Origin of the sequence: Roseiarcus sp. (assembly GCF_049514155.1) — a bacterium.
Classification (GTDB): Bacteria; Pseudomonadota; Alphaproteobacteria; order Rhizobiales; family Beijerinckiaceae; genus Roseiarcus.
The window spans coordinates 1-22,691 of the sequence record NZ_JBEKVH010000050.1 but is presented as its reverse complement, the minus strand read 5'-3'; the positions used below and the strand labels follow the sequence as shown (position 1 = coordinate 22,691).

18 protein-coding genes are annotated in these 22,691 nt (G+C 68.2%); 8 read left to right on the top strand and 10 right to left on the bottom strand.

Translation table 11 applies throughout. The annotated features are described in order from the left end of the window. Positions 1-75: 75 nt before the first annotated feature. Positions 76-1,014 carry an NADP-dependent oxidoreductase gene (locus ABSF49_RS09545; RefSeq protein ID WP_424112417.1) on the bottom strand — a complete coding sequence of 313 codons (939 nt, stop codon included), beginning with the start codon at positions 1,012-1,014 and terminating at the stop codon, positions 76-78. A 320-nt stretch (positions 1,015-1,334) separates the two neighbouring features. Here ABSF49_RS09545 and ABSF49_RS09540 point away from each other — a divergent pair, with 320 nt between their 5' ends. Further along, positions 1,335-1,889: a hypothetical protein gene (locus tag ABSF49_RS09540; RefSeq protein ID WP_424112416.1), complete on the top strand. Its 555-nt coding sequence runs from the start codon at positions 1,335-1,337 to the stop codon at positions 1,887-1,889. Positions 1,890-2,087: 198 nt separating this feature from the next. Further along, complete coding sequence (locus tag ABSF49_RS09535) at positions 2,088-2,507, top strand: bleomycin resistance protein (RefSeq protein ID WP_424112415.1); 420 nt, start codon at positions 2,088-2,090, stop codon at positions 2,505-2,507. Between the two features lie 5 nt (positions 2,508-2,512). Here the strand turns inward: ABSF49_RS09535 and ABSF49_RS09530 are convergent, their stop codons facing one another. From ABSF49_RS09530 to ABSF49_RS09515, 4 genes are all read right to left on the bottom strand, one after another. Then, entirely contained in the window at positions 2,513-3,181 is a 669-nt protein-coding gene (locus ABSF49_RS09530; RefSeq protein WP_424112414.1) for a L,D-transpeptidase, read from the bottom strand. Between the two features lie 465 nt (positions 3,182-3,646). Beyond that, positions 3,647-4,255 (bottom strand): histidine phosphatase family protein, encoded by a 609-nt coding sequence (locus ABSF49_RS09525; RefSeq protein ID WP_424112413.1) that lies wholly within the window; start codon positions 4,253-4,255, stop codon positions 3,647-3,649. An 84-nt stretch (positions 4,256-4,339) separates the two neighbouring features. Next, complete coding sequence (locus tag ABSF49_RS09520; protein ID WP_424112412.1) at positions 4,340-5,614, bottom strand: D-arabinono-1,4-lactone oxidase; 1,275 nt, start codon at positions 5,612-5,614, stop codon at positions 4,340-4,342. Between the two features lie 120 nt (positions 5,615-5,734). After that, positions 5,735-6,946, bottom strand: coding sequence for an MFS transporter (locus tag ABSF49_RS09515; RefSeq protein ID WP_424112411.1), 1,212 nt, complete (start codon positions 6,944-6,946; stop codon positions 5,735-5,737). A gap of 270 nt (positions 6,947-7,216) precedes the next feature. On the opposite strand from ABSF49_RS09515, the gene ABSF49_RS09510 reads away from it, so the two are divergent. From ABSF49_RS09510 to ABSF49_RS09490, 5 genes are all read left to right on the top strand, one after another. Then, complete coding sequence (locus tag ABSF49_RS09510; protein ID WP_424112410.1) at positions 7,217-7,549, top strand: ArsR/SmtB family transcription factor; 333 nt, start codon at positions 7,217-7,219, stop codon at positions 7,547-7,549. 83 nt (positions 7,550-7,632) lie between these two features. Continuing rightward, positions 7,633-8,640 (top strand): patatin-like phospholipase family protein, encoded by a 1,008-nt coding sequence (locus ABSF49_RS09505; protein WP_424112409.1) that lies wholly within the window; start codon positions 7,633-7,635, stop codon positions 8,638-8,640. 360 nt (positions 8,641-9,000) lie between these two features. Then, on the top strand, positions 9,001-11,082 hold the full coding sequence (locus ABSF49_RS09500; RefSeq protein WP_424112408.1) for a methyl-accepting chemotaxis protein: 2,082 nt from the start codon (positions 9,001-9,003) through the stop codon (positions 11,080-11,082). Between the two features lie 199 nt (positions 11,083-11,281). Further along, entirely contained in the window at positions 11,282-11,566 is a 285-nt protein-coding gene (locus ABSF49_RS09495) for a type II toxin-antitoxin system RelE/ParE family toxin (protein ID WP_424112407.1), read from the top strand. Continuing rightward, positions 11,538-11,858: a HigA family addiction module antitoxin gene (locus ABSF49_RS09490; RefSeq protein WP_424112406.1), complete on the top strand. Its 321-nt coding sequence runs from the start codon at positions 11,538-11,540 to the stop codon at positions 11,856-11,858. The genes ABSF49_RS09495 and ABSF49_RS09490 overlap by 29 nt, the downstream gene beginning before the upstream one ends. Positions 11,859-11,903: 45 nt before the next feature. Here the strand turns inward: ABSF49_RS09490 and metH are convergent, their stop codons facing one another. The 5 genes from metH to ABSF49_RS09465 form a co-directional block, all read right to left on the bottom strand. Then, the gene (metH, locus tag ABSF49_RS09485) at positions 11,904-15,665 is read right to left on the bottom strand and encodes a methionine synthase (protein ID WP_424112405.1); all 3,762 of its coding nucleotides are present in this window, start codon (positions 15,663-15,665) and stop codon (positions 11,904-11,906) included. A 308-nt stretch (positions 15,666-15,973) separates the two neighbouring features. Next, positions 15,974-17,899 (bottom strand): potassium transporter Kup, encoded by a 1,926-nt coding sequence (locus ABSF49_RS09480; protein WP_424112404.1) that lies wholly within the window; start codon positions 17,897-17,899, stop codon positions 15,974-15,976. A gap of 117 nt (positions 17,900-18,016) precedes the next feature. Beyond that, the gene (gene pcaD / locus ABSF49_RS09475) at positions 18,017-18,808 is read right to left on the bottom strand and encodes a 3-oxoadipate enol-lactonase (RefSeq protein WP_424112403.1); all 792 of its coding nucleotides are present in this window, start codon (positions 18,806-18,808) and stop codon (positions 18,017-18,019) included. Between the two features lie 103 nt (positions 18,809-18,911). Further along, positions 18,912-19,190, bottom strand: a complete 279-nt coding sequence (locus ABSF49_RS09470; RefSeq protein ID WP_424112402.1) for an RNA-binding S4 domain-containing protein — start codon at positions 19,188-19,190, stop codon at positions 18,912-18,914. Then, positions 19,187-21,751, bottom strand: a complete 2,565-nt coding sequence (locus tag ABSF49_RS09465; protein WP_424112401.1) for a helicase-related protein — start codon at positions 21,749-21,751, stop codon at positions 19,187-19,189. The genes ABSF49_RS09470 and ABSF49_RS09465 overlap by 4 nt, the downstream gene beginning before the upstream one ends. A gap of 699 nt (positions 21,752-22,450) precedes the next feature. Between ABSF49_RS09465 and ABSF49_RS09460 the strand changes: the two genes are divergently transcribed. Beyond that, a partial coding sequence (locus ABSF49_RS09460) for a hypothetical protein (RefSeq protein ID WP_424112400.1) occupies positions 22,451-22,691 on the top strand: 241 nt, incomplete at its 3' end.

Below are 22,691 nucleotides of genomic sequence, written 5' to 3'. Positions count from 1 at the left end.
TCGGTTCGTCAGCGGCGCTCGGGCGCTCGATCGATGAGAGGCGCCCGCTCCGATTCTGCGGCTTGTCCTCCCGGTTTAGAATTGGATGACCAGCCGTCCTCTCGTGCCGCCGGCCTCCAGCCGACGATGGGCGTCGGCCGCCCTTTCCGGCGGATAGACCGCCGCCAAGCGAAGCGTGAGGACGCCGGCCTCGACCTGCTGCCGGAGCCGATCGAGCTTCTCCCACGCCTGCGCGTAGGCGCGCACAAAGGTCGCGGTGAAATGGATATCGCGCTGCGGCGCGCCGAGGAAACCGCGGACGGAGGTGAAGGCGCCGCCGTCGCGAACCGCGGCGACGACGCGCTCGTTCAGCACCGCTCCGTCCGCGAGCCCATCGACTCCTCGAGGGAAGTGGCTGCGAAACCGTGACGCGACATCCTCGCCTCGCCGAACGACGATGTCGGCGCCAAGCGAGGCGACCAGCTTCTCGTCTTTCTCGGAGGCATCGGCGATGACCGTCAGCCCGTCGGCTTTGGCGAGCTGGATGACGTAGCCGCCATAAGCGCCCGCGGCGCCGGTCACCGCGACGACCTGACCTGGAGACAGCTTGAGCAGGTCGAGCGACTGGCGCGCCGTCAGCCCGTTCATCGGCAAGGTGGCGGCCTCGGGATGGGTCTTTCCGGCGGGGGCGCGCACGACCGATCGCGCATCGAGCGCAATCTGCTCGCGATACGCGCCATGCCCGCCTTTCGGCATGACGATCGCCACGACGGCGTCGCCAAGCTTGAGTCGGTCGGGAACGCCGCTTCCAACCTCATCGACGATTCCCGCCGCCTCCATTCCCGGCACGTAGGGCGGCGGATCCGCCTTCTGCTGTTCGGCGCGCGTTCCGTTGCGAACTCCGACGTCGGTTGGGTTGACCGTCGCCGCATGGATGCGGATCCGCACCTCACCCGGGCCAGCGTGAACTTCGGGCAATTCGACGATCTGGAGAACTTCGGGACCGCCATGAGCGAAGAGTCCAACTGCACGCATTGTTTCGTCCTTTGTCCAATAGCCGGCGCCGGTCTTGTCCCGGTCCCGACCATACCATCGACATTCGCCCGACGGACATCCGGCGCCCGACGGATCGGCAGGGAAGCTCGTTCTGCTCTCCATGCCGAAGCGCCGAGGCGTCGGGCGCCTCCGCCGGGACGGTCATGCGCCGCGCCTAAGCGGACAAGTTCGCGGCAGCGATGCGCATAGCGGCTCGACCTTGACGGCGAGCGCGGCGGTGGCCGGCGATCATTGTCGATTGTCGCAGTCGTGTCCGTATGATCGCTCGGCTTGGTGGCGGCCCGTCATCCGGCGTGCGGTTGCAAAAGTACGGAAACTGGCGCCTGTTTCAGATCATGGCGCCCATGCTGCACGACTGGGACAACTTCTACGTCACGACAGGCGCAGCGAGCGCCTCCCTGATCGGGTTGTTGTTTGTCGTGGTCACGCTCGGCGCCGGGCTCTCCAGTTCGGACGCAATAAACGGCGCGCGCGCTTACCTGACTCCGACGCTGGTCCATTTCGGCAGCGCGCTGCTGCTCTCCTTGACGGTGCTTGCGCCGCTGGCGTCGCCGTGGCCCACCGCGGTGATTCTTTGCCTATGCGGTTTGGGCGGCCTCACCTATCTGACCAAGGTCATAGAAGCGCGACGCAAGATCGAATTCGTCGCGTTGAGTTGGGCCGACTGGATTCCCTACGGCGGCGTTCCGGCGCTGGCCAATGCGTGTCTGATCGTCGGCGCGGCCGGACTGATCGCCGAGAAATCCTTCGCGCCCAGCGTCATTGCCGGCGCGACGACGCTGTTCTTGATCTGCGGCATCTATGGCGCCTGGGACCTCACGTTGTGGATCGTCGTCAGCGGGCGCAAGCGCTAGCGCGGCGCCGCTTCTCGCGTGCTTGTTGGGAGGTCGAATTGTCCGCACTGGTTCGTGAGCCGCCGCGGCGCGAGGCGGGAGCGTCTGTCCGCTTCGACGTTTCGACTGCCCGAAACCGCCATTCCGCGCTCGAGCGCGTCGGCGGCGAGATATGATAGCGTCGTTTGGCATATGCAGTGGTTTGGGCAGGGTTCCGCCATGAGTCGCCTGATCCCGGAACTCGACGTATCCGACCTCGACCGATCGCTGGCCTTTTATGTCGACGGGGTCGGCTTCAGCGTCCTTTACGACCGCCCCGAGGAGCGCTTCGCTTTTCTCGATCTCGACGGCGCGCGGCTGATGCTTGAGGAAGCGGCCGGGCCGGGTCGTCGCTTTCGCTCGGCGCCGCTCGAACGTCCGTACGGGCGCGGCGTGAATTTTCAGATCGAGGCGGCGAACGTCGACGCGCTGCACCAGCGCGTCCGCAAGGCCGGGTTCGAAATTGTCGTTCCGATCGAAGAGCGCTGGTATCGGCGCGACGAAATCGAATCGGGGAATCGTCAATTCGTGGTCGCCGATCCCGACGGCTATCTGTTGCGGTTCTTTTCCGACCTGGGACAACGACCGGCGTCGCGATGAACGATTTAGTTCTGCAAAACGACGACCGGGGCGCCGACGGGAACGCGATTGTAGAGGTCGATGACGTCTTGATTGACCAGGCGGATGCAACCGCTGGAGACCGCCGTTCCGATCGTCTCCGGCTCCGTCGTTCCGTGCAATCGGAAGTACGTGTCCTGGCCATCGCGATAGAGATAGAGGGCGCGCGCGCCCAAGGGATTGTCGATGCCGCCCGGCATGCCCCCCGCGTAGGCCGCATAGCGCGGCATGGCGCGAATCATCGTCGCCGTCGGAATCCAACTCGGCCATTCCGCCTTGCGCCCGATAATCGCCGAGCCGTGAAAATTCAACGCTTCCTCGCGTCCAACGCCAACCGCGTAGCGAAGCGCGCGTCCGCCGCCCTGAACGAGATACAATCGGCGCTGAGCGACGTTCACGACCACAGTTCCCGGTCGATAGGGTCCCGAAAATGCGACTTCCTGACGGAGCAAATCTGGATTGCGGTCGCTGAGGTCGATGCCGGCGATCGGGAACGGCTCGTTGGCGACGGGGCCGTAGGCGGCGCCGGCGTTCAGCGCGCCGAGGCCGGGCGCGTTGCAGCCGGCTGGAAGGGCGAGAACGCCAGCCAGGAAGACCCGTCGGCTCAGCCTCGAAGCGATCGCGCCTCGAGCGTCATGCGGGATCATTTCGGTCATATCGCTCGCGTCTCGAATTCAGGGAATCAGCGGCAACCAATGTCCTCATTTTGTGGGCGAGCCGCAAGGGCTTGCAGCGGCAGCCGCCGATCACGATGGCGCGTGCGCCGGCGCGGCGAGCAAAGCAAGGCCATCCACACTCAGGGGTTGCGGCGTTTGCTTGGAATCGCTTTCCGCCAGCGCCTCGTCCTGAGGCGCCGCGAAGCGGCCTCGAAGGACGTTCCAGCTCGCACGTCCGCCGGCGCACGCTGGGTCATCCTTCGAGGCCCTCGCTAACGCGAGGGCGCCTCAGGATGAGGTCCGAGCCGACCTAAACGCAACACGCTCTGAGCGTTGCGGCGACCGCTTGGTCTGGGTCGCTTCGCCGTCGCTCGCAAAGACGTCGGCGACGGTTCGGCTTTACGCGTCTTGCTCGGGCGACGCGCAGCCGCTCGGCGCTGACGGCGAGCCGGGGGGCGGCCGACCTCAGCCGCGCCGGCTGGGAACTTCGTTCCACAGCGCGATGACGGGGACGTCGGGGCGGGCGGGGTCGTAGCCGAGGATGCCGATCGAGGCGGTGCGCAACGCGAAACGCCCGCCGACGCCGATCGGCAGGCCGATCCATCTCACGGCCAGCGCGCGGGCGAAATGGCCGTGGGTGAAGAGCGCGATGGCGCCGCTCGCCGCGCCAAGACTTTGCAGCAGCCGATCGGCGCGATCGGCGACCTGCTCAGGCGTCTCGCCGCCGGGACAGCCGTTGCGGAAGACCTCCCAGCCCGGCTGGCGCTGGTCGATTTCCGCCGGGGTCAGGCCTTCGTATTCGCCGTAAAGCCATTCCGCCAGGTTCGGCTCGATTTCGGCCGCGGCGCCCAGTCCGGCCAACTCGCAAGTCCGGCGCGCCCGTTGGCGCGGGCTCGTCAGCACGCGCGTGAAGGCGACCTCGCCAAGCGTCGGCGCAAGCGCGCGCGCTTCGTCCTCGCCGTGCGCCGTCAACGCAATCTCGGTGACGCCGGTATGTTGGCCCGACAGCGCCCACTCGGTTTCGCCGTGGCGAATCACGAACAGCTGAAGCGGCGGATTGTGCGGGTTGGACAAGGGCGGGCGCTCCATTTGGCCCCGCAGGCTTAGAATTGCGATCGCGGCGGCGCAATGGGGATGTTCGCCGCGCCGCGCCGCCGCTCACCCGAACAGCCCGCGCAAATGATCGTTGAGAAAGCGATCCTCGGGATCGAGCCGGCGGCGGATCGCCTGGAAGGCCTCATAGCGCGGATAGAGCGCGGGCATGTCTTCGCGCGCGTTGAAGTGCAGCTTGCCCCAGTGCGGGCGCGCGCCGTATGGACGCAGGATCGCGTCGACGTCGGTGAGATAGCTCCAGTAGTCGACGCCGGGGCCGCCGGAGACGGAGATCGTCACGCTGGCGCGCCGGTAGTATGGGCTCAGCATGCCCGAGTCGCCGGCGACGAACCGGTATTCGACGGGATAGATGCAGTTCGTGTGCTTGGTCAGCATCAGCGCGCGCACCTGCCGCAGCGCCTCTTTGCCGTGCTCGACGGGGATCGCGTATTCGAGCTCGTGGAAATTGGGGACATATTCGATCGGGTAGATCTCCGAGCTGTAGGCGACGCGCTCGAAGGTCGCTTCGTTCGCGAAGGGCGCCGCGTCGGTGACGTTCATCACCTTCATTTCGCACACGTCATGCTCGCGCCTGGTCGGCGAGACGGCGGCGAGATCGGGCAGGCAGTAGAGATGGCGCGACTCCGGAACGGGGCACCAGAAGAAGCCGAAATGGCGATTGCCGGCGGCGAGCTGGTCGTGGCTCTCCATGCAAGCCTCGAAATCGTCGCGCCACTGCTTCTCCTCGAGATTGTAGGCGTCGACGACTTGCAGCGTGACCGTGGACATCACGCCGAGCATGCCGACGGCCACCTGGGCGGCGGCCATCGTCTCGGGGTCCGCGTCGATGTCGAGATCGAGGATGTCGCCGTCGGCCTTGACGAGGCGCATGCCGACCGCCTGGGTCGAGAGGCAGCCGAGCGTGATCCCGGTGCCGTGCGTGCCGGTCGACAGCGCGCCGGCGATCGCCTGCGCATCGATGTCGCCCTGATTGGCGAGCGACAGCCCCATGCCTTTGAGCGCGCGGCCGATGTCGCCGATCCGGGTTCCCGCGCGCACGGTGACGCGCTTGCGCGTCAGATCGGCGCCGACGACGCCCTGCATGGCTTTGAGGCTCAGCAGCAGGCCGCTGGTCGCCACCACCGGCGTGAACGAATGGCCGGAGCCGGCGACGCGCACGGGCAGATTCGCGCGCGCCGCTTGGGCCACCATCGCCGCCAGTTCGTCCTCCGAAGCGGGCTCGCCCTTGTGGCGCGCGACGAACGACTGATTGCCGACCCAATTGCGCCAGTGGCCGCCCGCGCCGAGGCGAACGGGCGTCGATTGCGAAGTTTCGCTCATGGTCGCCGCCGTCGAAAAGGAGGATGAGGGAGAGCGCCCAAAATCCCCAACGCCTGAGCGGGCCACGCCGCGCCGTCGCCGTCAAGCGGCCGCGCCGATCCTGCGCCTTGCTCCAGCCGCTTATTCGCCCGGCGCGAAGGAAACGGCGTCTGCCGACGTCCGCCCTTGCGTCGTCGCGGCCGCCGACTTGGGCGAACGGGTCAGCGCCAGCCAGACCAGCGCGACGATCTCGCTCGCGCCGGCGACGACGCCGATCGCGTCGACCGATCCGCGGGCGATCGTCCAGGCGCCGAGCGACGAGCCGATCGCGACGCCGATATAGAGCGCCGAGATGTTGAGCGACAGCGTGATCGGCGCCATGACGGGATCGAGCGTGACCAGACGCGCCTGCTGCACGATCGGGAACGCCCAGCCGAACACGCCCCACAGCGCCAGGCCGGCGAACAGCAGCGCCGCGCCCGCCCCGCCGCCGAGCCGCGGGCCGATCGACAGCAGCGGGAAGGCGAGAATGAGGACGACGAAGACGACGGCGAGGAAACGTTCGCGTGGCCAGCGGTCGGCGGCGTAACCGCCGAACTGGCTGCCCAGGAAGCTGACGACGCCGAAGAAGGCGAACACCAGCGCCAACCTGTCGCCGCCGACGCCAAACGCCGATTCCACCAACACGCCGAGGAAGGTGTTGAGCGCGAACGGGCCGATCAGCGCCAGGGCGGTCAGCGTCAGCATTTGCAGCACGTCCGGCCGCCGCATGACCGCGAGCCGCTCGGCGAAGCCGGCGGCGCGCGCGCTGGCGAGGCGCGGCAGAGCGGTCGCGACGCCGATGGCGGCGAGCGCGGCGAGCGCCGCGACGCCGAAGAACGGCGCGCGCCAGCCGGCGAACGAGGCGAGATAGGCGCCGGCCGGAACGCCGACGACCGTCGCCAGCGTCATGCCGCCATAGATCAGCGCGATCGCCCGGCCGCGCCGCTCGGCGGCAAAGAGCGCGGTGGCGAAGGCGACCGCGGCCGGCATGAACGTGCCGGCGGCAAGCGCGAGCAGCGCGCGCGCCGCGGCGAGGCTGACGAAGTTCGGCGCGACGGCGGCGACGAGATTGGCGAGGGCGAAGGCGGCGATGGCGCCAATCAGCAGCCGCTTGCGCTCGACGCCGGCGGTCGCCACCGCGATCAGCGGCGAGCCGAAGGCGTAGGCGAGGGCGAAGATCGTCACCAGCGAGCCGGCCGCCGCCGCCGTGACATGGAGGTCGGCGGCGATCTGCGGCAGCACGCTGGAGACCAGGAATGTCTCGGCGCCAATGGCGAAGGCGCCGAGGACGAGCGGGAGAAGGCGGAGCATGGGAGGGTCCTGGATCAGTTCAAGGATCATTGAACTAGGGTCCCTCCAGGCAGGATTCAATGAGTTCAATAATTGTTGAACTGACAGAGGCGAGGCGGAAAACCCGCTCTCCCGCTCGGGAGGGGGCAGGGGTGAGGGGTCGGCGCGCAGGCGTTTGATTTAACTGGCAAACCACGCCTGCGGCACGCCCTCATCCGGCGCTTCGCGCTGCGTTCCCCCGTAAGGGGGGAAGGGAAAACGGGGCTGCGCACCGAGCAAAACAACGCCTATATGACGGTCATGGCCAAGGAACTGCACCATCCTGAGCGCGATCAGATCGAGCTTTCCGCCGTGCTCGAGGCGCTCAGCGAGCCGACGCGGCGCGAGATCGTGCTGCGGCTGATCGAAGAGGGCGAGGCGCCGTGCCAGGCGTTCGACGCAACTGCGCCGAAGAGCAACCTCAGCTACCATTACGCGCGGCTGCGCGAGGCGGGCGTCACCCGCACGCGGCTCGCCGGGCCGTATCGGATGATCTCGGTCCGGGTCGACGATCTCGCCCAGCGCTTCCCCGGCCTGCTCGACGCGATCGTCGCCGCCAGCCGCGCCAAGGCGCCGGCGGAATAGGCTTCGGCGCTTGTCGCGCCGCTTTCATGTTGCGGCGCACAATAGAGCCCCCTATCCTCGCCGACCAGGACTCGAAGCGAGCGATGCGCTTTCTCGACCGGACCCTTGAGCGTTTCGGCCTCGTCGCCGCGCCGCCGCAATGGCCGCCGCGGCGGCTGTCGCTCGCCCTGCAGGGCGGCGGCTCGTTCGGCGCCTTCACCTGGGGCGCCCTGGAGCGACTGCTCGACGAACCGGAGATTTCGTTCGACGCGATCAGCGGCGTCAGCGCCGGCGCGGTCAACGCGGTGCTGCTCGCCTCCGGGCTGATGGAGGGCGGCCGCGCGGCGGCCAAGGCGCGGCTGGAGCGGTTCTGGAAGCGGATGAGCCGCGCAGCGGCGCTGACGCCGAGCGCGGCGCTCGCCGGCCTGTCGCTGGGGCTGATGACCCGCGCGCTGTCGCCCTATCTGTTCAATCCGTTCAACCTCAACCCGCTGCGCGAGGCGTTGAGCGACGAGGTCGATTTTGCTCGGCTCAAGACGCATTCGCCGGCGCGCCTGCTGATCGGCGCGACGCGGGTCGGCGACGGCGGGCTGCGCGTGTTCTCGACCGGCGAAGTCAGCGTCGACGTCGTGCTCGCCTCCGCCTGCCTGCCGCTGATCCACCACGCGATCGAAATCGACGGCGAGCCCTATTGGGACGGCGGCTATTCCGCCAATCCGCCGCTCATCCCGCTGGCGCGCGCCTCGAACGCCGCCCATCTGCTGATCGTGCAGGTGACGCCGACGAATGCGGCGCGTCTGCCGACCAGCCCACGCGAGATCGCCAAGCGGCTCGAACAGATCCATTTCAACGCGACGCTCAACGCCGAGCTCGAGGCGCTGAAATACGGCATCTTCGTCGGCGCGACGCCGAAGCTGCGCCGCCTGCGCATCGGCCGCATCTCCGCGCAGGAGGAATTCGAAGGCCTCGCCGACGAGAGCGCCGGCAATCTCGGCTGGGAATTCCTCGAACGCCTGCGCGCCAGCGGCCGCAGCGCGGTCGAGACCTGGCTCGACGAAACGCCACGGGCGAACGGACGCGCGCCGTCGGCGCCGGAGATCGCCGCGCAATGAGCGCCGGGCGCGTCGCGCAGGCGGCGCAGCCGACGCCGTCACGCTCCGCGCGCGGTGTGACGTTTCGCCGCGCAGGCGGCTTGCTCGACTTTTTTGCTTCGCAGGCTTCGCGCGCGCCTGCGCGCTCGTCTGCGAGGCGAAATAGCGGCGGCCGCCGCCGCGTTACAGATTAACCAAGCGTTCACCGTAAATCGTCATTGTAACGACAGGCGGCCATCGCTAACGGGTCGCGACCGAGGGCATGACGCCCCGCGCCGACTCCATCGAAACCAGCGAGATTCTGAATCGACGCTCGCCCGCGCGGCAAGTCGTTCGGCTCAACCTCGACCGCGCAAGGCGGATCGCAAGAAAGTCATCGCCATGAACATGGGTGCGCCGAAGCTGCGAAGCGAAACGATCGACGCGGCTGAATCCCGCGGACGGCGGGGCGAGGCGCCTGCGGCGCAAGAGGGGGCGAAAAAGCGGCCGCGGGGCGCTTCGCGCGACCTGTTCGGACGGTTCGCGCCGAAATCGATCGTCGGCCAGGTCGCCCTTCTGATCGCGCTGGCGATCGCCTGTTTGATCGGCGTCGCCACCTATCAATTGGTCGGCTATCGAGATGGGCTTTGGGCTGACCGCCGCCACGAACTGACGACCCTCGTCGAGTCCGCCTCGTCGATCGTAAGCGCGGAATATGCCGCCGCTCAGTCGGGCCAGGAGAGCGTCGAAGCCGCTCAAGCCAACGCGGAAAAGCAGCTCGCCAGGCTGCGCTACGGCGCGGGCGACTACGTCTGGATCAACGACATGCAGCCGCGCATGGTCATGCATCCGATCAAGCCGGAGATGAACGGACAGGATCTGTCGGACTACAAGGATCCGAACGGCAAGAAGCTGTTCGTCGAAATGGTGGACGCCGCGCGACAGTCCGGTTCGGGGTTCGTCGGCTACGATTGGCCGAAACCCGGCAAGGACAAGCCGCAGCCGAAGCTGTCCTATGTTGCGCAATTCAAGCCCTGGGGTTGGGTGATCGGGACCGGCGTCTACGTCGACGACCTCGACGAAGTCTTCTTTTCGAGGCTGAAGACGGAGGGCTTGCTGGTCTTCCTCGTCATCGCGTTCTGCGCCGCGGCGTCGGTGGCGATGGGACGCAAGCTCGCGCGGCCGATCGTTTCCATGAGCGCCGTCATGGAGCGGCTCGCCGCGGGCGAACTCGACCTTGCGACCGGCGAGGGGACGACGCGCGTCCGCGAACTCGAGCGCATGTCGCGGGCGCTGGCCGTGTTCAGGCAGAACGCGCTCGATCGGACGCGGCTGGAATCCGAGGCGGCGGCGACGCGCACGCTCACCGAAACCGAGCGCGAGCGGGCGAGCGCCGAGCGCGCCAAGGCGGCCAAGGAGCAGACCGAGGCGGTGCAGCGTCTCGGGGTCGGCCTCAAGGAGGTCGCCGGCGGCGATTTGATGGTGCGGCTCGCCGACGGCTTCACGCCGGCCTACGCCCGGATCCGCGACGACTTCAACGTCGCGGTCGACAAGCTCAAAGCGACGATCGTCAGCGTCGTCGATTCCACCGGCTCGATCGAAACCAGCGCGAAAGAAATTTCCGCGGCGGCCGACGACCTCTCGCGCCGCACCGAGCAGCAAGCCGCCAGCCTCGAGCAGACGACGGCGACGTTGACCGAGGTGACCGCGGCGGTGAAAAAGTCGGCCGAAGGCACGCAGCACGCGCGCCGGGTGGTCGCGGCCGCCGACGAGGACGCCAAGAAGAGCGCGGGCGTCGTTCGCCACGCGGTCGAGGCGATGAACGCCATCGCCAATTCGTCGCAGCAGATCGGCCAGATCATCGGCGTCATCGACGAGATTGCGTTCCAGACCAATCTGCTGGCGCTCAACGCCGGCGTCGAGGCGGCGCGCGCCGGCGAAGCGGGGCGCGGCTTCGCCGTCGTCGCCTCCGAAGTGCGCGCGCTGGCGCAGCGTTCGGCGGAGGCGGCCAAGGAGATCAAGGGGCTGATTTCCGACTCGAGCGCCCAGGTCGGCGTCGGCGTCGAACTGGTGGCGCAGACCGGCCGCTCGCTCGAACGCATCGCGACGCAGGTGGCCGAGATCAACGCGACGGTGTCCGACATCGCCGTCGGCGCGCACGAACAATCGACCGCGATGGAGGAGATCAACGTCGCCATCGAACAGATGAACCTGGTGACGCAGCAGAATGCGGCGATGGTCGAGCAATCGACCGCCGCCGGCCATTCGCTGTCGGAGGAGACCTCGAAGCTCGCCGAGCTGATGGGCCAATTCCATGTCGGCCACGTCGCCGCCGCGGCGACGCTGCGCGCCGAGCTGGCGAAGGCCGCGCCGCACGCCTTCCGCGCGCCGGCCAAGGCGGCGAACGCGGCGGCGCCCGGCTACGCGAAGCGGGCGGTCGCGGCGGCTGGCGGCGGCGCGGCCGAGGGCTGGCAGGAGTTCTGAGAGCAGCGCGGCGCGTAGCGAACGCGCGCAAGCGCTTTGACGCTTGGCGCGTTCCAGCTTCGGCGGACGCTTTCGACGCGACGCTAGACTGGGCGGCGTTCTCCGTCGATCGGCACCGGCGATGCGCGGAGCCGCAGGGGCATGGATCGGGGCGAAAAGCGCCGGTTGCCCCTCATAACGTTATGCGTTATTGAGGGCAATGATCTACGATTTCGCCGATCCGGAAACCGCGCTGATTCGGTCCGGTCGGCAAAGTCGAAAGCCGCCTTCGGAGATTCAGCCGACCGCGCTGCGGAAATTGCGTTTTCTCAACAACGCTAGGGCCTTGTCCGACTTGCGGGCGCCGCCGGGCAATCGGCTCGAAGCGTTGAAAGCCAATCGGCTGGGACAGCATTCGATCCGCATCAACGATCAGTGGCGCATCTGTTTTATCTGGCGCGAAGGAGGCGCAGCTCATGTCGAAATCGTCGACTATCATGAGTGACGCCGACCTCTTGCCGAACCCGTCGCCGGGCGAAGTCCTGCTCGAAGATTTCTTGAAGCCGATGGGCATGAGCCAGAACGAACTGGCGCGCGCGTTGCGGGTGCCGCCGCGGCGGATCAACGAGATCGTGCTGGGCAAGCGGTCGATCAGCGCCGACACCGATCTGCGTCTCGCACGCTATTTCGGCGTCTCCGAGGGGCTGTTTCTCGGGCTCCAGGCGGATTTCGACCTGATGCGCAAGCGCCGCGAGATCCAGGCGGTGCTCGACGCCATCGAGCCGCGCGCGGCGTGAGGAGCTCGGCTCAGCGAAAGACAAATGGACGCGGCGCCGCCATCGCTACTCCGCCGCCGCGACCGCCGTCGGCGTGTAATTGAGCGCCGGCGCGAGCCAGCGCTCGACTTCCTCAATCGCCATGCCCTTGCGCGCGGCGTAGTCCTCGACCTGGTCGCGTTCGACCTTGGCGACGCCGAAATAATGCGCGTCCGGATGGGCGATATAGATCCCGCTGACCGACGCGCCCGGCCACATGGCGAAACTCTCGGTCAGGGTGACGCCGATCCGCGCTTCCGCGTCGAGCAGGCGGAACAGCGTCGCCTTTTCGGTGTGGTCGGGCTGGGCGGGATAGCCGGGCGCGGGGCGGATGCCGCGATAGGATTCGGCGATCAGCTCGTCGGGCGACAATGTCTCGTCGGGCGAATAGCCCCACAGCGCGCGGCGCACGCGGGCGTGCAGCGCCTCGGCGAGCGCTTCGGCGAAGCGGTCGGCGAGCGCCTTGACCAGGATCGACGAATAATCGTCGTTGGCGAGGGCGAAGCGCTTGGCGATCGCGTCCTCCTCGATTCCGCTCGTCACCACGAAGGCGCCGACATAGTCTTGTCTGCCGCAGTCGAGCGGCGCGACGAAATCGGCGAGCGCGACATTGGGGCGGCCGTCGCGCTTGGCGAGCTGCTGGCGCAGCGTGAACAGCGTCGCCAGGCTCGTCTCGCGGCCGTCGTCGGCGAAGAGGCGGATGTCGTCGCCAACCCGCGCCGCCGGCCAGAAGCCGACCGCCGCCTTGGGCGCGAACCATTTCTCGGTGATGATGCGTTTCAGCATCGCCTGCGCGTCGTCGAACAATTGCCGCGCCGCCGCGCCTTGTTTCTCGTCGTCGAGAATGGCGGGATAGCGGCCCTTGAGCTCCCAGGTCTGGAAGAACGGCGTCCAGTCGATATGGCGGGCGAGATCGGCGAGATCCCAGTCGTCGAGAACCCGCGCGCCGAAAAAGCTTGGCCTGGGCGGATTGTAGGCGGCCCAGTCGATCGCCAGCGCGTTGGCGCGCGCTTTCTCCAGCGACAGGCGCGCCTTGTCGGCTTGGCCGCGCGCATGCGCGTCGGCGACCTTGCGATATTCGGCCCGCACCGACGCGACGTAGGAATCCTTGGCTTCCGGCGACAGCAGCTGGCCGACGACGCCGACGGCGCGGCTGGCGTCGTTGACGTGGACGGTCTGGCCGCGCGCGTAATGGGGATGGATCTTCACCGCCGTATGGACGCGGCTGGTCGTCGCGCCGCCGATCAGCAACGGAATGTCGAAACCCTCGCGCTCCAACTCCGAGGCGACATAGGCCATCTCGTCGAGCGAGGGCGTGATCAGCCCCGAGAGGCCGATGACGTCGACCTTCTGCTCGCGCGCCACGGCGAGAATCTTCGACGCCGGCGTCATCACGCCGAGGTCGACGATCTCGTAATTGTTGCAGGCGAGCACGACGCCGACGATGTTCTTGCCGATGTCGTGCACGTCGCCCTTGACGGTCGCCATCAGGATCTTGCCGGCGCTCTGGCGGCCTTCGCCGCCATTGGCCTTCTTCTCCGCTTCCATGTAGGGCAGCAGCAGCGCCACCGCCTGTTTCATCACCCGCGCCGACTTGACCACCTGCGGCAGGAACATCTTGCCGGCGCCGAACAGGTCGCCGACGATGTTCATGCCGTCCATCAGCGGCCCCTCGATGACGTGCAACGGCCGCTCGGCGGCAAGCCGCGCCTCCTCCGTGTCCGCTTCGATATAGTCGGTGATTCCGTTGACCAGCGCATGGGCGATGCGCTTTTCGACCGGCAGATCGCGCCAGGCGAGATCCTGCGCCTTGGCCTCCTTGGCCGCGCCGCCGCGATAGCGTTCGGCGATGGCGAGCAGCCGCTCGGTCGCGTCGGCGCGGCGGTCGAGCACCGCGTCCTCGCAGGCCTGGCGCAATTCGGGGTCGATCGTCTCGTAGACGGCGAGCTGGCCGGCGTTGACGATGCCCATGTCCATGCCGGCCTGGATCGCATGGTAGAGGAACACCGCGTGCATCGCCTCGCGCACCGGCTCGTTGCCGCGGAACGAGAACGACAGGTTCGACACGCCGCCGGAAATGTGGGCATGCGGCAGTTGCGCGCGGATCTGCCGCGTCGCCTCGATGAAGGCGACGCCGTAGCCGTTGTGCTCCTCGATGCCGGTGGCGATGGCAAAGACATTGGGGTCGAAGACGATGTCCTCGGGCGGGAAGGCCGCCTGCTCGGTCAGCAGCTTGTAGGCGCGGGCGCAGATCGACACTTTCCGCTCGAGCGTGTCGGCCTGGCCCTGTTCGTCGAAGGCCATGACGACGACCGCGGCGCCGTAAGCGCGCACCAGCCGCGCCTGGCGCAGGAAGGCCTCTTCGCCCTCCTTCATCGAGATCGAGTTGACCAGCGGCTTGCCCTGCACGCATTTCAGCCCCGCCTCGATCACGGCGAATTTCGACGAATCGATCATCACCGGCACGCGCGCGATGTCGGGCTCGGCGGCGACCAGATTGAGGAATTCGACCATCGCCGCGGCCGAGTCGATCAGCCCCTCGTCCATGTTGACGTCGATGATCTGGGCGCCGTTGGCGACCTGGTCGCGCGCGACCGCGAGCGCGCCGGCGTAATCGCCGGCGGTGATCAGCTTGCGGAACTTGGCCGAGCCGGTGACGTTGGTGCGCTCGCCGACGTTGACGAAGGGAATGTCCTTGGTCAGCGTCAACGGCTCGAGGCCGGAAAGCCGCATCAGCGGCGGCGCGGACTTGGGCGCGCGCGGTTTCACGCCGGCGACCGCGGCGGCGATCGCTTCGATATGGGCCGGCGTCGAGCCGCAGCAGCCGCCGACGATGTTGACCAGGCCGTCGCGGGCGAAGCCGCCGAGTTCGGCCGCCATCGTCGCCGGGGTCTCGTCGTAGAGGCCGAATTCGTTGGGCAGGCCGGCGTTGGGATAGGCGCAGACGAACGTGTCGGCGACTTCGGCGATCTCGGCCAGGTGCTCGCGCATCGCCGCCGCGCCGAGCGCGCAATTGAGCCCGATCGAGAACGGGCGGGCGTGGCGCAGCGAATGCCAGAAGGCGGTCGGCGTCTGGCCCGACAGCGTGCGGCCAGAAAGGTCGGTGATCGTGCCGGAGATCATCAGCGGCAGGCGCACGCCCTTGGCGGCGAAGGTCTGCTCGCAGGCGAACACAGCCGCCTTGGCGTTGAGCGTGTCGAAGATCGTCTCGATCAGGATGAGGTCGGCGCCGCCGTCGATCAGGCCGGCGATCTGCTCGGCATAGGCCTCGCGCAACATGTCGAAGGTGACGGCGCGGAAGCCGGGATTGTTGACGTCGGGCGAGATCGAGGCGGTGCGGTTGGTCGGCCCGAGCGCGCCGGCGACGAAGCGGCGCTTGCCGTCGATGCGCTGGGCCTTGAGCGCGGCGCGGCGGGCGAGGCGGGCGGCGTCGCGGTTGAGTTCGTAGACCACCGCCTGCAAACCGTAGTCGGCCTGGGCGATGCTCGTCGACGAGAACGTGTTGGTCTCCAGGATGTCGGCGCCGGCGAGCGCGTAAGCGAGGTGGATGTCCTCGATCGCCTGCGGCTGGGTCAGCGCCAGCAGATCGTTGTCGCCCTTCAGGGCGCATTCGCAGCCGACGAAGCGCTCGCCGCGGAACTGGGCCTCATCGAGGCGGAGGTCCTGGATCTGGGTCCCCATCGCGCCGTCGAGCAGCAGCACGCGCTCGCGCGCCGCCGCCGCCAACGTCGCGCCGACGTCGCCCTCAGCCGCCGGAGCGGCGAACAATTGCAATGGGCTGGCGGACATTCGCGCCGAAGCCTCCTCGATATAACCACATAAGCATATCTTTATATAGTTGCAAGCCGCGGTCCGCCTGCGCGCTCCAGCGCGGTGGTTGTCGAGGCGCGACGGCCCAGCGCCCTTGGGGCGCATAGTCTTGTCGCCTTGCCTCCGTCTTGGCCGGGCTTGACCCGGCCATCCAAGCCGCGACGTCTCAATCCGAACAGAGGGGCGCCGTCGCCACGCGCTTAACAACCTGGATGGCCGGGTCAAGCCCGGCCATGACGCGGGGGGGGATTTACGCGTCCCGTCCCGCGGGTCGCGGCGCGCCCCGCTCAGACCTTCATCTGCGCGCCGAGTTCGACGACGCGATCGGACGGCAGGTTGAAGAAGTCGGGGGCGCTGGTCGCCTGTTTGGCGAGCGCGATGAACAGCAGATCCTGCCAGTGCGGCATGCCGGAATTCTGCGACGGCTTCAGCGAGCGGCGGCCGAAGAAGAACGAAGTCGTCATGATGTCGAACTTCAGCCCCGCCTTGCGCAGCGCCGCCAGCGCCACCGGGATGCGCGGCGATTCCATGTAGCCGAAGTGGATGGTGAGCGAGATGAAGTCCGGAGAGAGCGCCCGCACCTCGACGCGCTGCGAGCCCGGCACGCGCGGCGAGGTCTCGGTGCGCACGCACATCATCACCACCCGCTCATGCACCACCTTGTTGTGCTTGAGATTGTGCATGAACGAAGACGGCGCGACGGAAGGATCGCTGGTGAGGAAGATCGCCGTGCCGGGCACGCGCACCGGCTTCGACTTCTCCAGCATCCTGATCACGTCGACCATCGGGATCGAATCGCGATGGGTCTTAACGGCGAGGATCGCGCTGCCGCGCGACCAGGTCCACATCGTCACGAACATCGCCGCGGCGATCATCAGCGGCACCCAGCCGCCATCCAGCACCTTGGAGAGGTTGGCGACGAAGAAGCTGACGTCGATCGACAGGAAGGCGCACACCAGCGCCAGCGCCGCCCATAGCGGCCAACGCCACAGCCGCCAGACGACGAAGAAAGCGAGCGCGGTCGTCGTCACCATCGTGCCCGACACGGCGATGCCGTAGGCGTTGGCGAGCGCGCCCGAGGAGCGGAACAGCAGCACCAACGCCAGCACGCCCAACAGCAGCGCGCGGTTGACCCGCGGCAGGAAGATCTGCCCCTCCTGAGTGTCGGAGGTGTGGACGATCTCCAGGCGCGGCAGCAGGCCGAGCTGGATCGCCTGCCGGGCGAGCGAGAAGGCGCCGGTGATGACCGCCTGGCTGGCGATGACCGTCGCCGTCGTCGCCAGCAGGATCATCGGCAGCAGCGCCCAGCCGGGGGCGAGCAGGTAAAAGGGGTTCTCGACCGCCTCGGGATGGGAGATGATCAGTGCGCCCTGGCCGAGATAATTGGCCATCAGCGCCGGCAGGACGAGGAACAGCCACGCGGCCTGGATCGGCCGGCGGCCGAAATGGCCCATGTCGGCGTAAAGCGCCTCCGCCCCGGTCACCGCGAGGAAGACGCTGCCGAGCACGACGAAGCCGAGCGTGCCGTGCCGCCACAGGAACATCAGGCCCGGCTCCGGGCTCAGCGCCCGCAGGATCACCCACGCGTCGCGAATGTGCATGACGCCAAGCGCCGCGTTGACGATGAAGAACACCACCATGATCGGGCCGAAGAAGGTCGCCACGCCGGCGGTGCCGCGCCGCTGGACGAGAAACAACAGGATCAGGATGAGCACGGTCGCCGGCAGCACGTAGGGCGCAAGATCGGCGTCGACCTGTTTGAGGCCCTCGAGCGCGGACAGCACCGAAATCGCCGGGGTGATCATCGCGTCGCCGGAAAACAGCGCCGCGCCGGCGACGCCGAGCGCGAAGGCGACGACCGCTTTGCGGCCGAGTGCGACCTGGGCGAGGGCCTTGAGCGACAGAATGCCGCCTTCGCCGTTGTTGTCGGCCTGCATCAGGAACAGCACGTATTTGGCGGTGACGACGATCAGCAGCGCCCAGATGATCAGCGAAACGACGCCGACGACGACCTCGACGGTGAGACCGCCCTGCTTGAACTGACTGAGCGCCGCCTGCAGCGCATAGAGCGGGCTGGTGCCGATGTCGCCGAAGACGACGCCGACCGACCCCAGCGCCAGGATCCAGAAATTGCCCTTCGCATGACCGGCGCCGTTCGCGTCGTGGCCATTGGCCGCCGGCGCGAGGGCCGCCTGCGAAACGTCTTGAGACATGGAGTTTCCGGTTCCACCCGCGGGCCCCTTGGGGCCAGGGCGGGCGTCTCTATACCCCTTCGCCTCGGGCGCGCAAGGGCGCAGATCAAAGCCGGCCGACGGCGGGAAAAAGCTTTTTCAGGCCGCCGCGCCCTTGGCCAACGCCTCGATCAGGCCGCGCAGGATGTCCGGGCGCTCGATGCAACTCATATGGGCGGCGCCGGGAATGATTTCGAACCGCGCGCGGCCGATTTGGCCGGCAAGTTCGCGCACCAACGCGGGCGGGGTCGAGCCGTCCTCGTCGCCGACCGCGCATAGGACCGGGACCGCGATCGCCGCGCAATGGGGACGGAGATCGGCGTGCATTTGCGCACCGCAGGCCGTGAGATAGCCGTCGCGCGGCGCCCGCGTCAGCATCGTGCGCCAGCCGGCGAGTTCGTTTTGGCGCCTGGCGCGAAACCCGGCGGTGAACCAGCGCTGCATCGCCGCCTCGGCGATCGCTTCGACGCCGCCGCGGGCGACCTCGTCCATGCGTTGGCGCCAACTCTCCTCCGTGCCGATCTTGGCGGCGGTTCCGCACAACGCCATCGCGGCGACGAGATCGGGCCGCTGACGATAGAGCGCCTGGGCGATGAGCCCACCCATCGACAGGCCGACGATCACCGCGCCGCCGACTTCAAGACGGTCGAGCAGGGCGGCGAGATCGGCGGCGTAATCGGCGATCAGCGCCGGCCCGGCCGGCAGTTCGGAAAGGCCGTGGCCGCGCTTGTCGTAGCGCACGATTCTGTAGGCGTTGGCCAGCGGGCCAACGAGATCGTCCCAGATGCGCAAGTCCATGCCGAGCGCGTTGATGAAGACGATCGCCCGCGCGTCGACCCGTCCCTCGTCGCGATAATGCGCGACCGCGCCGTTGACTTCGGCGAAGGTCATGGCGAAGCGCCTCCTCGCGCGGCGCGCCGCAGCCGCAAGCGACGCGCGGCCACCCTTCGCGGGCGCCGCCGCGCTGTCAAGGGCGGGCGGCGCGGCGGCGTCGCTACATCAGCGTGTAGAGCGCGCGCGCTTCGGCGGGCGGGCCGCGCCGCCAGCCGAGCGCCTCGACCCGCGCCGCCACCCATTTCGCGCCGAGCGGGAAGGCGATCACGTCGCCGGGCTTGACCTGCCGGCTCGGCTTGTCGACGCCGGCGCTGAGCCCGCCGCGGGTGACGCGCACGCCGCCGTCCTCGATGACGCGCGCCGCCAGACTGCGGGTCTTGAAGAAGCGCGCGCGCCACAGCCAAACGTCGGCGCGGCAAGTGTCAGGCGCTTCGTTCACCCGTTCGCGCCTCCTGCGGCGGCCCGGCGACGGGCGGACTTGCGGCGCGCGCGGCGGCGCGCCGCCGCCGGCTTGGCGAAGGGGGCGAGCGCCGCGAACGGAGACGCGACGGGCTTCGCCGCGTCCGCGTCGGGCGACGCGCGCCTCCGCCACAGATCGACTTCGCCCTCACCGCCCTTGCTGCGGGCGCGCGCGAAGCCGAGGCCGCGCAGGATCGGCTCCGCCTGGCCGGGTTTCCAGCCGAGTTCGGCCAGCAATTGCGGCGTCGCGCGGATCGCGCCGGCGGCCGCGGGGTCGGCTTCGCGCGCCAGCGCGTCGAGCCGCTCCAGCGCGGCGGCCGGAACGGCGAAGCCGCCGACCGCGCGCAAGCCGCGCAAAGCCAGCGCCTCCGGCGGCGGCATGGGATGGGGCAGGGCGGTCAGCGCGTCGGCGGCGGGCCGCCAGCCGGGCCGCGCCAGCGCGGCGAAGGGTTCGCCGAGCAGCCGCGCCTCGTGCGTCGTCAGCGCCGGCAGATAGAGGCTGAAGGCGCCGAAGCGCACGCCAAGTCCCTTGAGCGTGCGCCGCTCGCTGCGGCTCAGCGCGCGCACCTGGGTTTCGGCGAGGCGCCGGTCGAGCACGCCGAAATGTTCGACCAGCAGATAGGCGAGGCCGCGCGCCAGGCCCTTGAAGCGGCCGTCGGCGATCGCCGCCCGGAGCTGAGCGAGCGCGGCGAAGCGCCGGCCCGCCTCGGCGGCGACGAAGGCTTCGAGCCGCCGCTCGGCGCGCTCGCGCGCCGCGGCCGCGCCGAATTCGCCGTTGAGCCGGACGCGCGGCGCGAACAGGCCGCCGCCGACGATCTCGCCCGCCGCGACGCCGCGCCAGGCGAGCCGGCCGCCGGCCTTCAGCGCGAAGGCCTCGTCGTCGTCGGCGGCGAGCGCGCCGAGCCGGCGGGCGATCTCCGGCGCCACCGCGCGTTCGACCGCGCCGCGCAGCACGCGGTCCTCCAGCGGCGAAGCGCCGCGCTCGGGCTCGAAATGCGCGCCCGACAGCGTGCCGACGCGATGGCCCTCGACCGTCACCGCGCCGTCGGCGCCGATGCCCCCCAAGATCGGGCCGCCGCGCTGGTTGAGGGTCTTGAGCAGGGCCGAGGTGCGCCGGTCGATGAAGCGCTTCATCAGCTGTTCGTGCAGCGTGTCGGACAGCCGGTCCTCGAGCGCGCGGGTCCTGCCCTGCCAATGCGCGGGAGCGGCGAGCCAGTCGCCGCGGTTGGCGACATAGGCGAGCGTGCGCACGCGCGCGAGCCGGGTCGACAGCATGTCGATGTCGCCCTCGAGCCGGTCGAGCGGGGCGAACTGGCCCTGCATCCACTCGTCCGGCAGGCGGCGGTTCTTCTGGGTCAGGTGCTCGAACATGCCGCCGATCAGCCGCGTGTGCTCCTCCTGCGAAGTCTTGCGGAAGTCGGGCGTCTGGCAGACGTCCCACAGGCGGGCGAGATTGGCGCGGTCGCGGCAGCGGCGGGCGATGAGTTCGTCGCCGGCGAGTTGGCGCAGCGTCGTCTCGTCCTGGCTTTCGTCGGAGAGCTTGAGGCCGGCTTTCGGCGGCGGCGCGGCGAGCGAGCGCATCAGCGCCGCGAGCGAGGAAAAGTCGAGCCGCGCGTTGCGCCATTCGGCCGCGGTCAACGGCGCGAAGGCATGGCCCTCGACCGCGGCGACGATTTCGGCGTCCATCTCCGGCGCGTCGCCCGTCACGCCAAATGTGCCGTCGCGGCGGTAGCGGCCGGCGCGCCCGGCGATCTGGCCGATTTCCTGGTGGTGCAGCCAGCGCGTGCGGCGGCCGTCGAACTTGCGCAGCGCGGCGAAGGCGACGTGATCGACGTCCATGTTGAGGCCCATGCCGATCGCGTCGGTGGCGACGAGGAAGTCGACCTCGCCCGACTGGAACAGGGCGACCTGGGCGTTGCGGGTGCGGGGCGACAGCGATCCCATTACCACCGCGGCGCCGCCGCGATGGCGGCGGATCAGCTCGGCGATGGCGTAGACGGCCTCGGCGGAGAAGGCGACGATGGCGCTGCGCGGCGGCAGGCGGGTGAGCTTCTTCGAGCCGGAATAAGTCAGTTGCGAGAAGCGGTCGCGCGACTGGATGACGAACTCAGGCGCCAGGCGGCGGATCAGCGGCGCCGCCGTCGCCGCGCCGAGCAGCATCGTCTCCGACGTGCCGCGCGCGTGCAGCAGGCGGTGGGTGAAGACGTGGCCGCGCTCGGGATCGGCGCAGAGCTGGATCTCATCGACGGCGAGGAACGCGACCTTGCGGTCGAGCGGCATCGCCTCGACCGTGCACACCCAGTAGCGCGGCGACAGCGGCACGATCTTCTCTTCGCCGGTGACGAGGGCCACGTCGCGCGCGCCCCGCGCCTTGACGACGCGGTCGTAGATCTCGCGCGCCAGCAGCCGCAGCGGCAGGCCGATCATGCCGGTCGCGTGGCCGAGCATGCGCTCAACCGCGAGATGGGTCTTGCCAGTATTGGTGGGGCCGAGAACGGCGACGAGGCGCGAGGAGGAAGAGCCGATCGGCGAGTCGGTCATGCAGGTAAGGTGGGGGAGGATGGGGCGCGGGGCAAGCAGGGAAATTTGTGCGGCGCGGGGGCGGGGAAGCGCTCGCGGATAGCCCATCGAAAGACGGGCGTTCTGGCGAGCGCCCTTTTGCGGGAGCGGGGCAGGAGTGAGGGACCGGCGAAGCCCGTCGCGCGGTCGCCGCCGCAGAGGGCGGCGCGGGCGACAAAACCGTTTGGCGCGCGGGCGTTTTCAGTGGGTTAGGCGCCAAAACACGCACGCGGCGAGAGTGGGCGGCGGGGTGGGGGAGTCACCTAACCACTGCTGTAATATACGTGATTTTGCCGCCTAATTTATGGTCGATCAAACAACGACGTAATATTGTCTAAATATCAGACGCCCTAATATCCGATGCTATATTTCTAGCAGTCGGTGCATTGTTGATCAAACCACTGGGCGTCATGGCGCTGGTCGCGTCTGCAATGTTGCGTAACATGTTGACCCCACTCATTCCAACATTGTCGGGGCCTTAACGCGAGGATCGGCGATCGAACCACACGCCGTATTACAACTACCTCAGCGGTCGCAACATTAACTCGGCTAATGGCGAGAGTGCTCAGCTCCGCACTCAATTCAAGAATTAGATATTATTATCCAAGGACCACGCATGTCTGTCTTGTGTCGGTTGCGGTTCAGCTTTAAGGTGTGCGTCGCCTATGGGGGGCTGCCGCGATGGAACAGTACCTGTTCGGACATCCGCTACTGACTATCGGGGCTTTATTAATGATAGTTGGCGTGGTTCTGGTGTTTCTGAGGCGTGAAATCGTTCCGATATCATTAATATTATTGGCTGGTATAGCGTTTTGTCTTGTTGATAATCCGACGATAACTAGTTTAGTTCTTAATATAGGTAATTTAAATCTGAATATACAGAAGGCGTCGGATCTCGGCCTCGACATAAAGACCAATGACA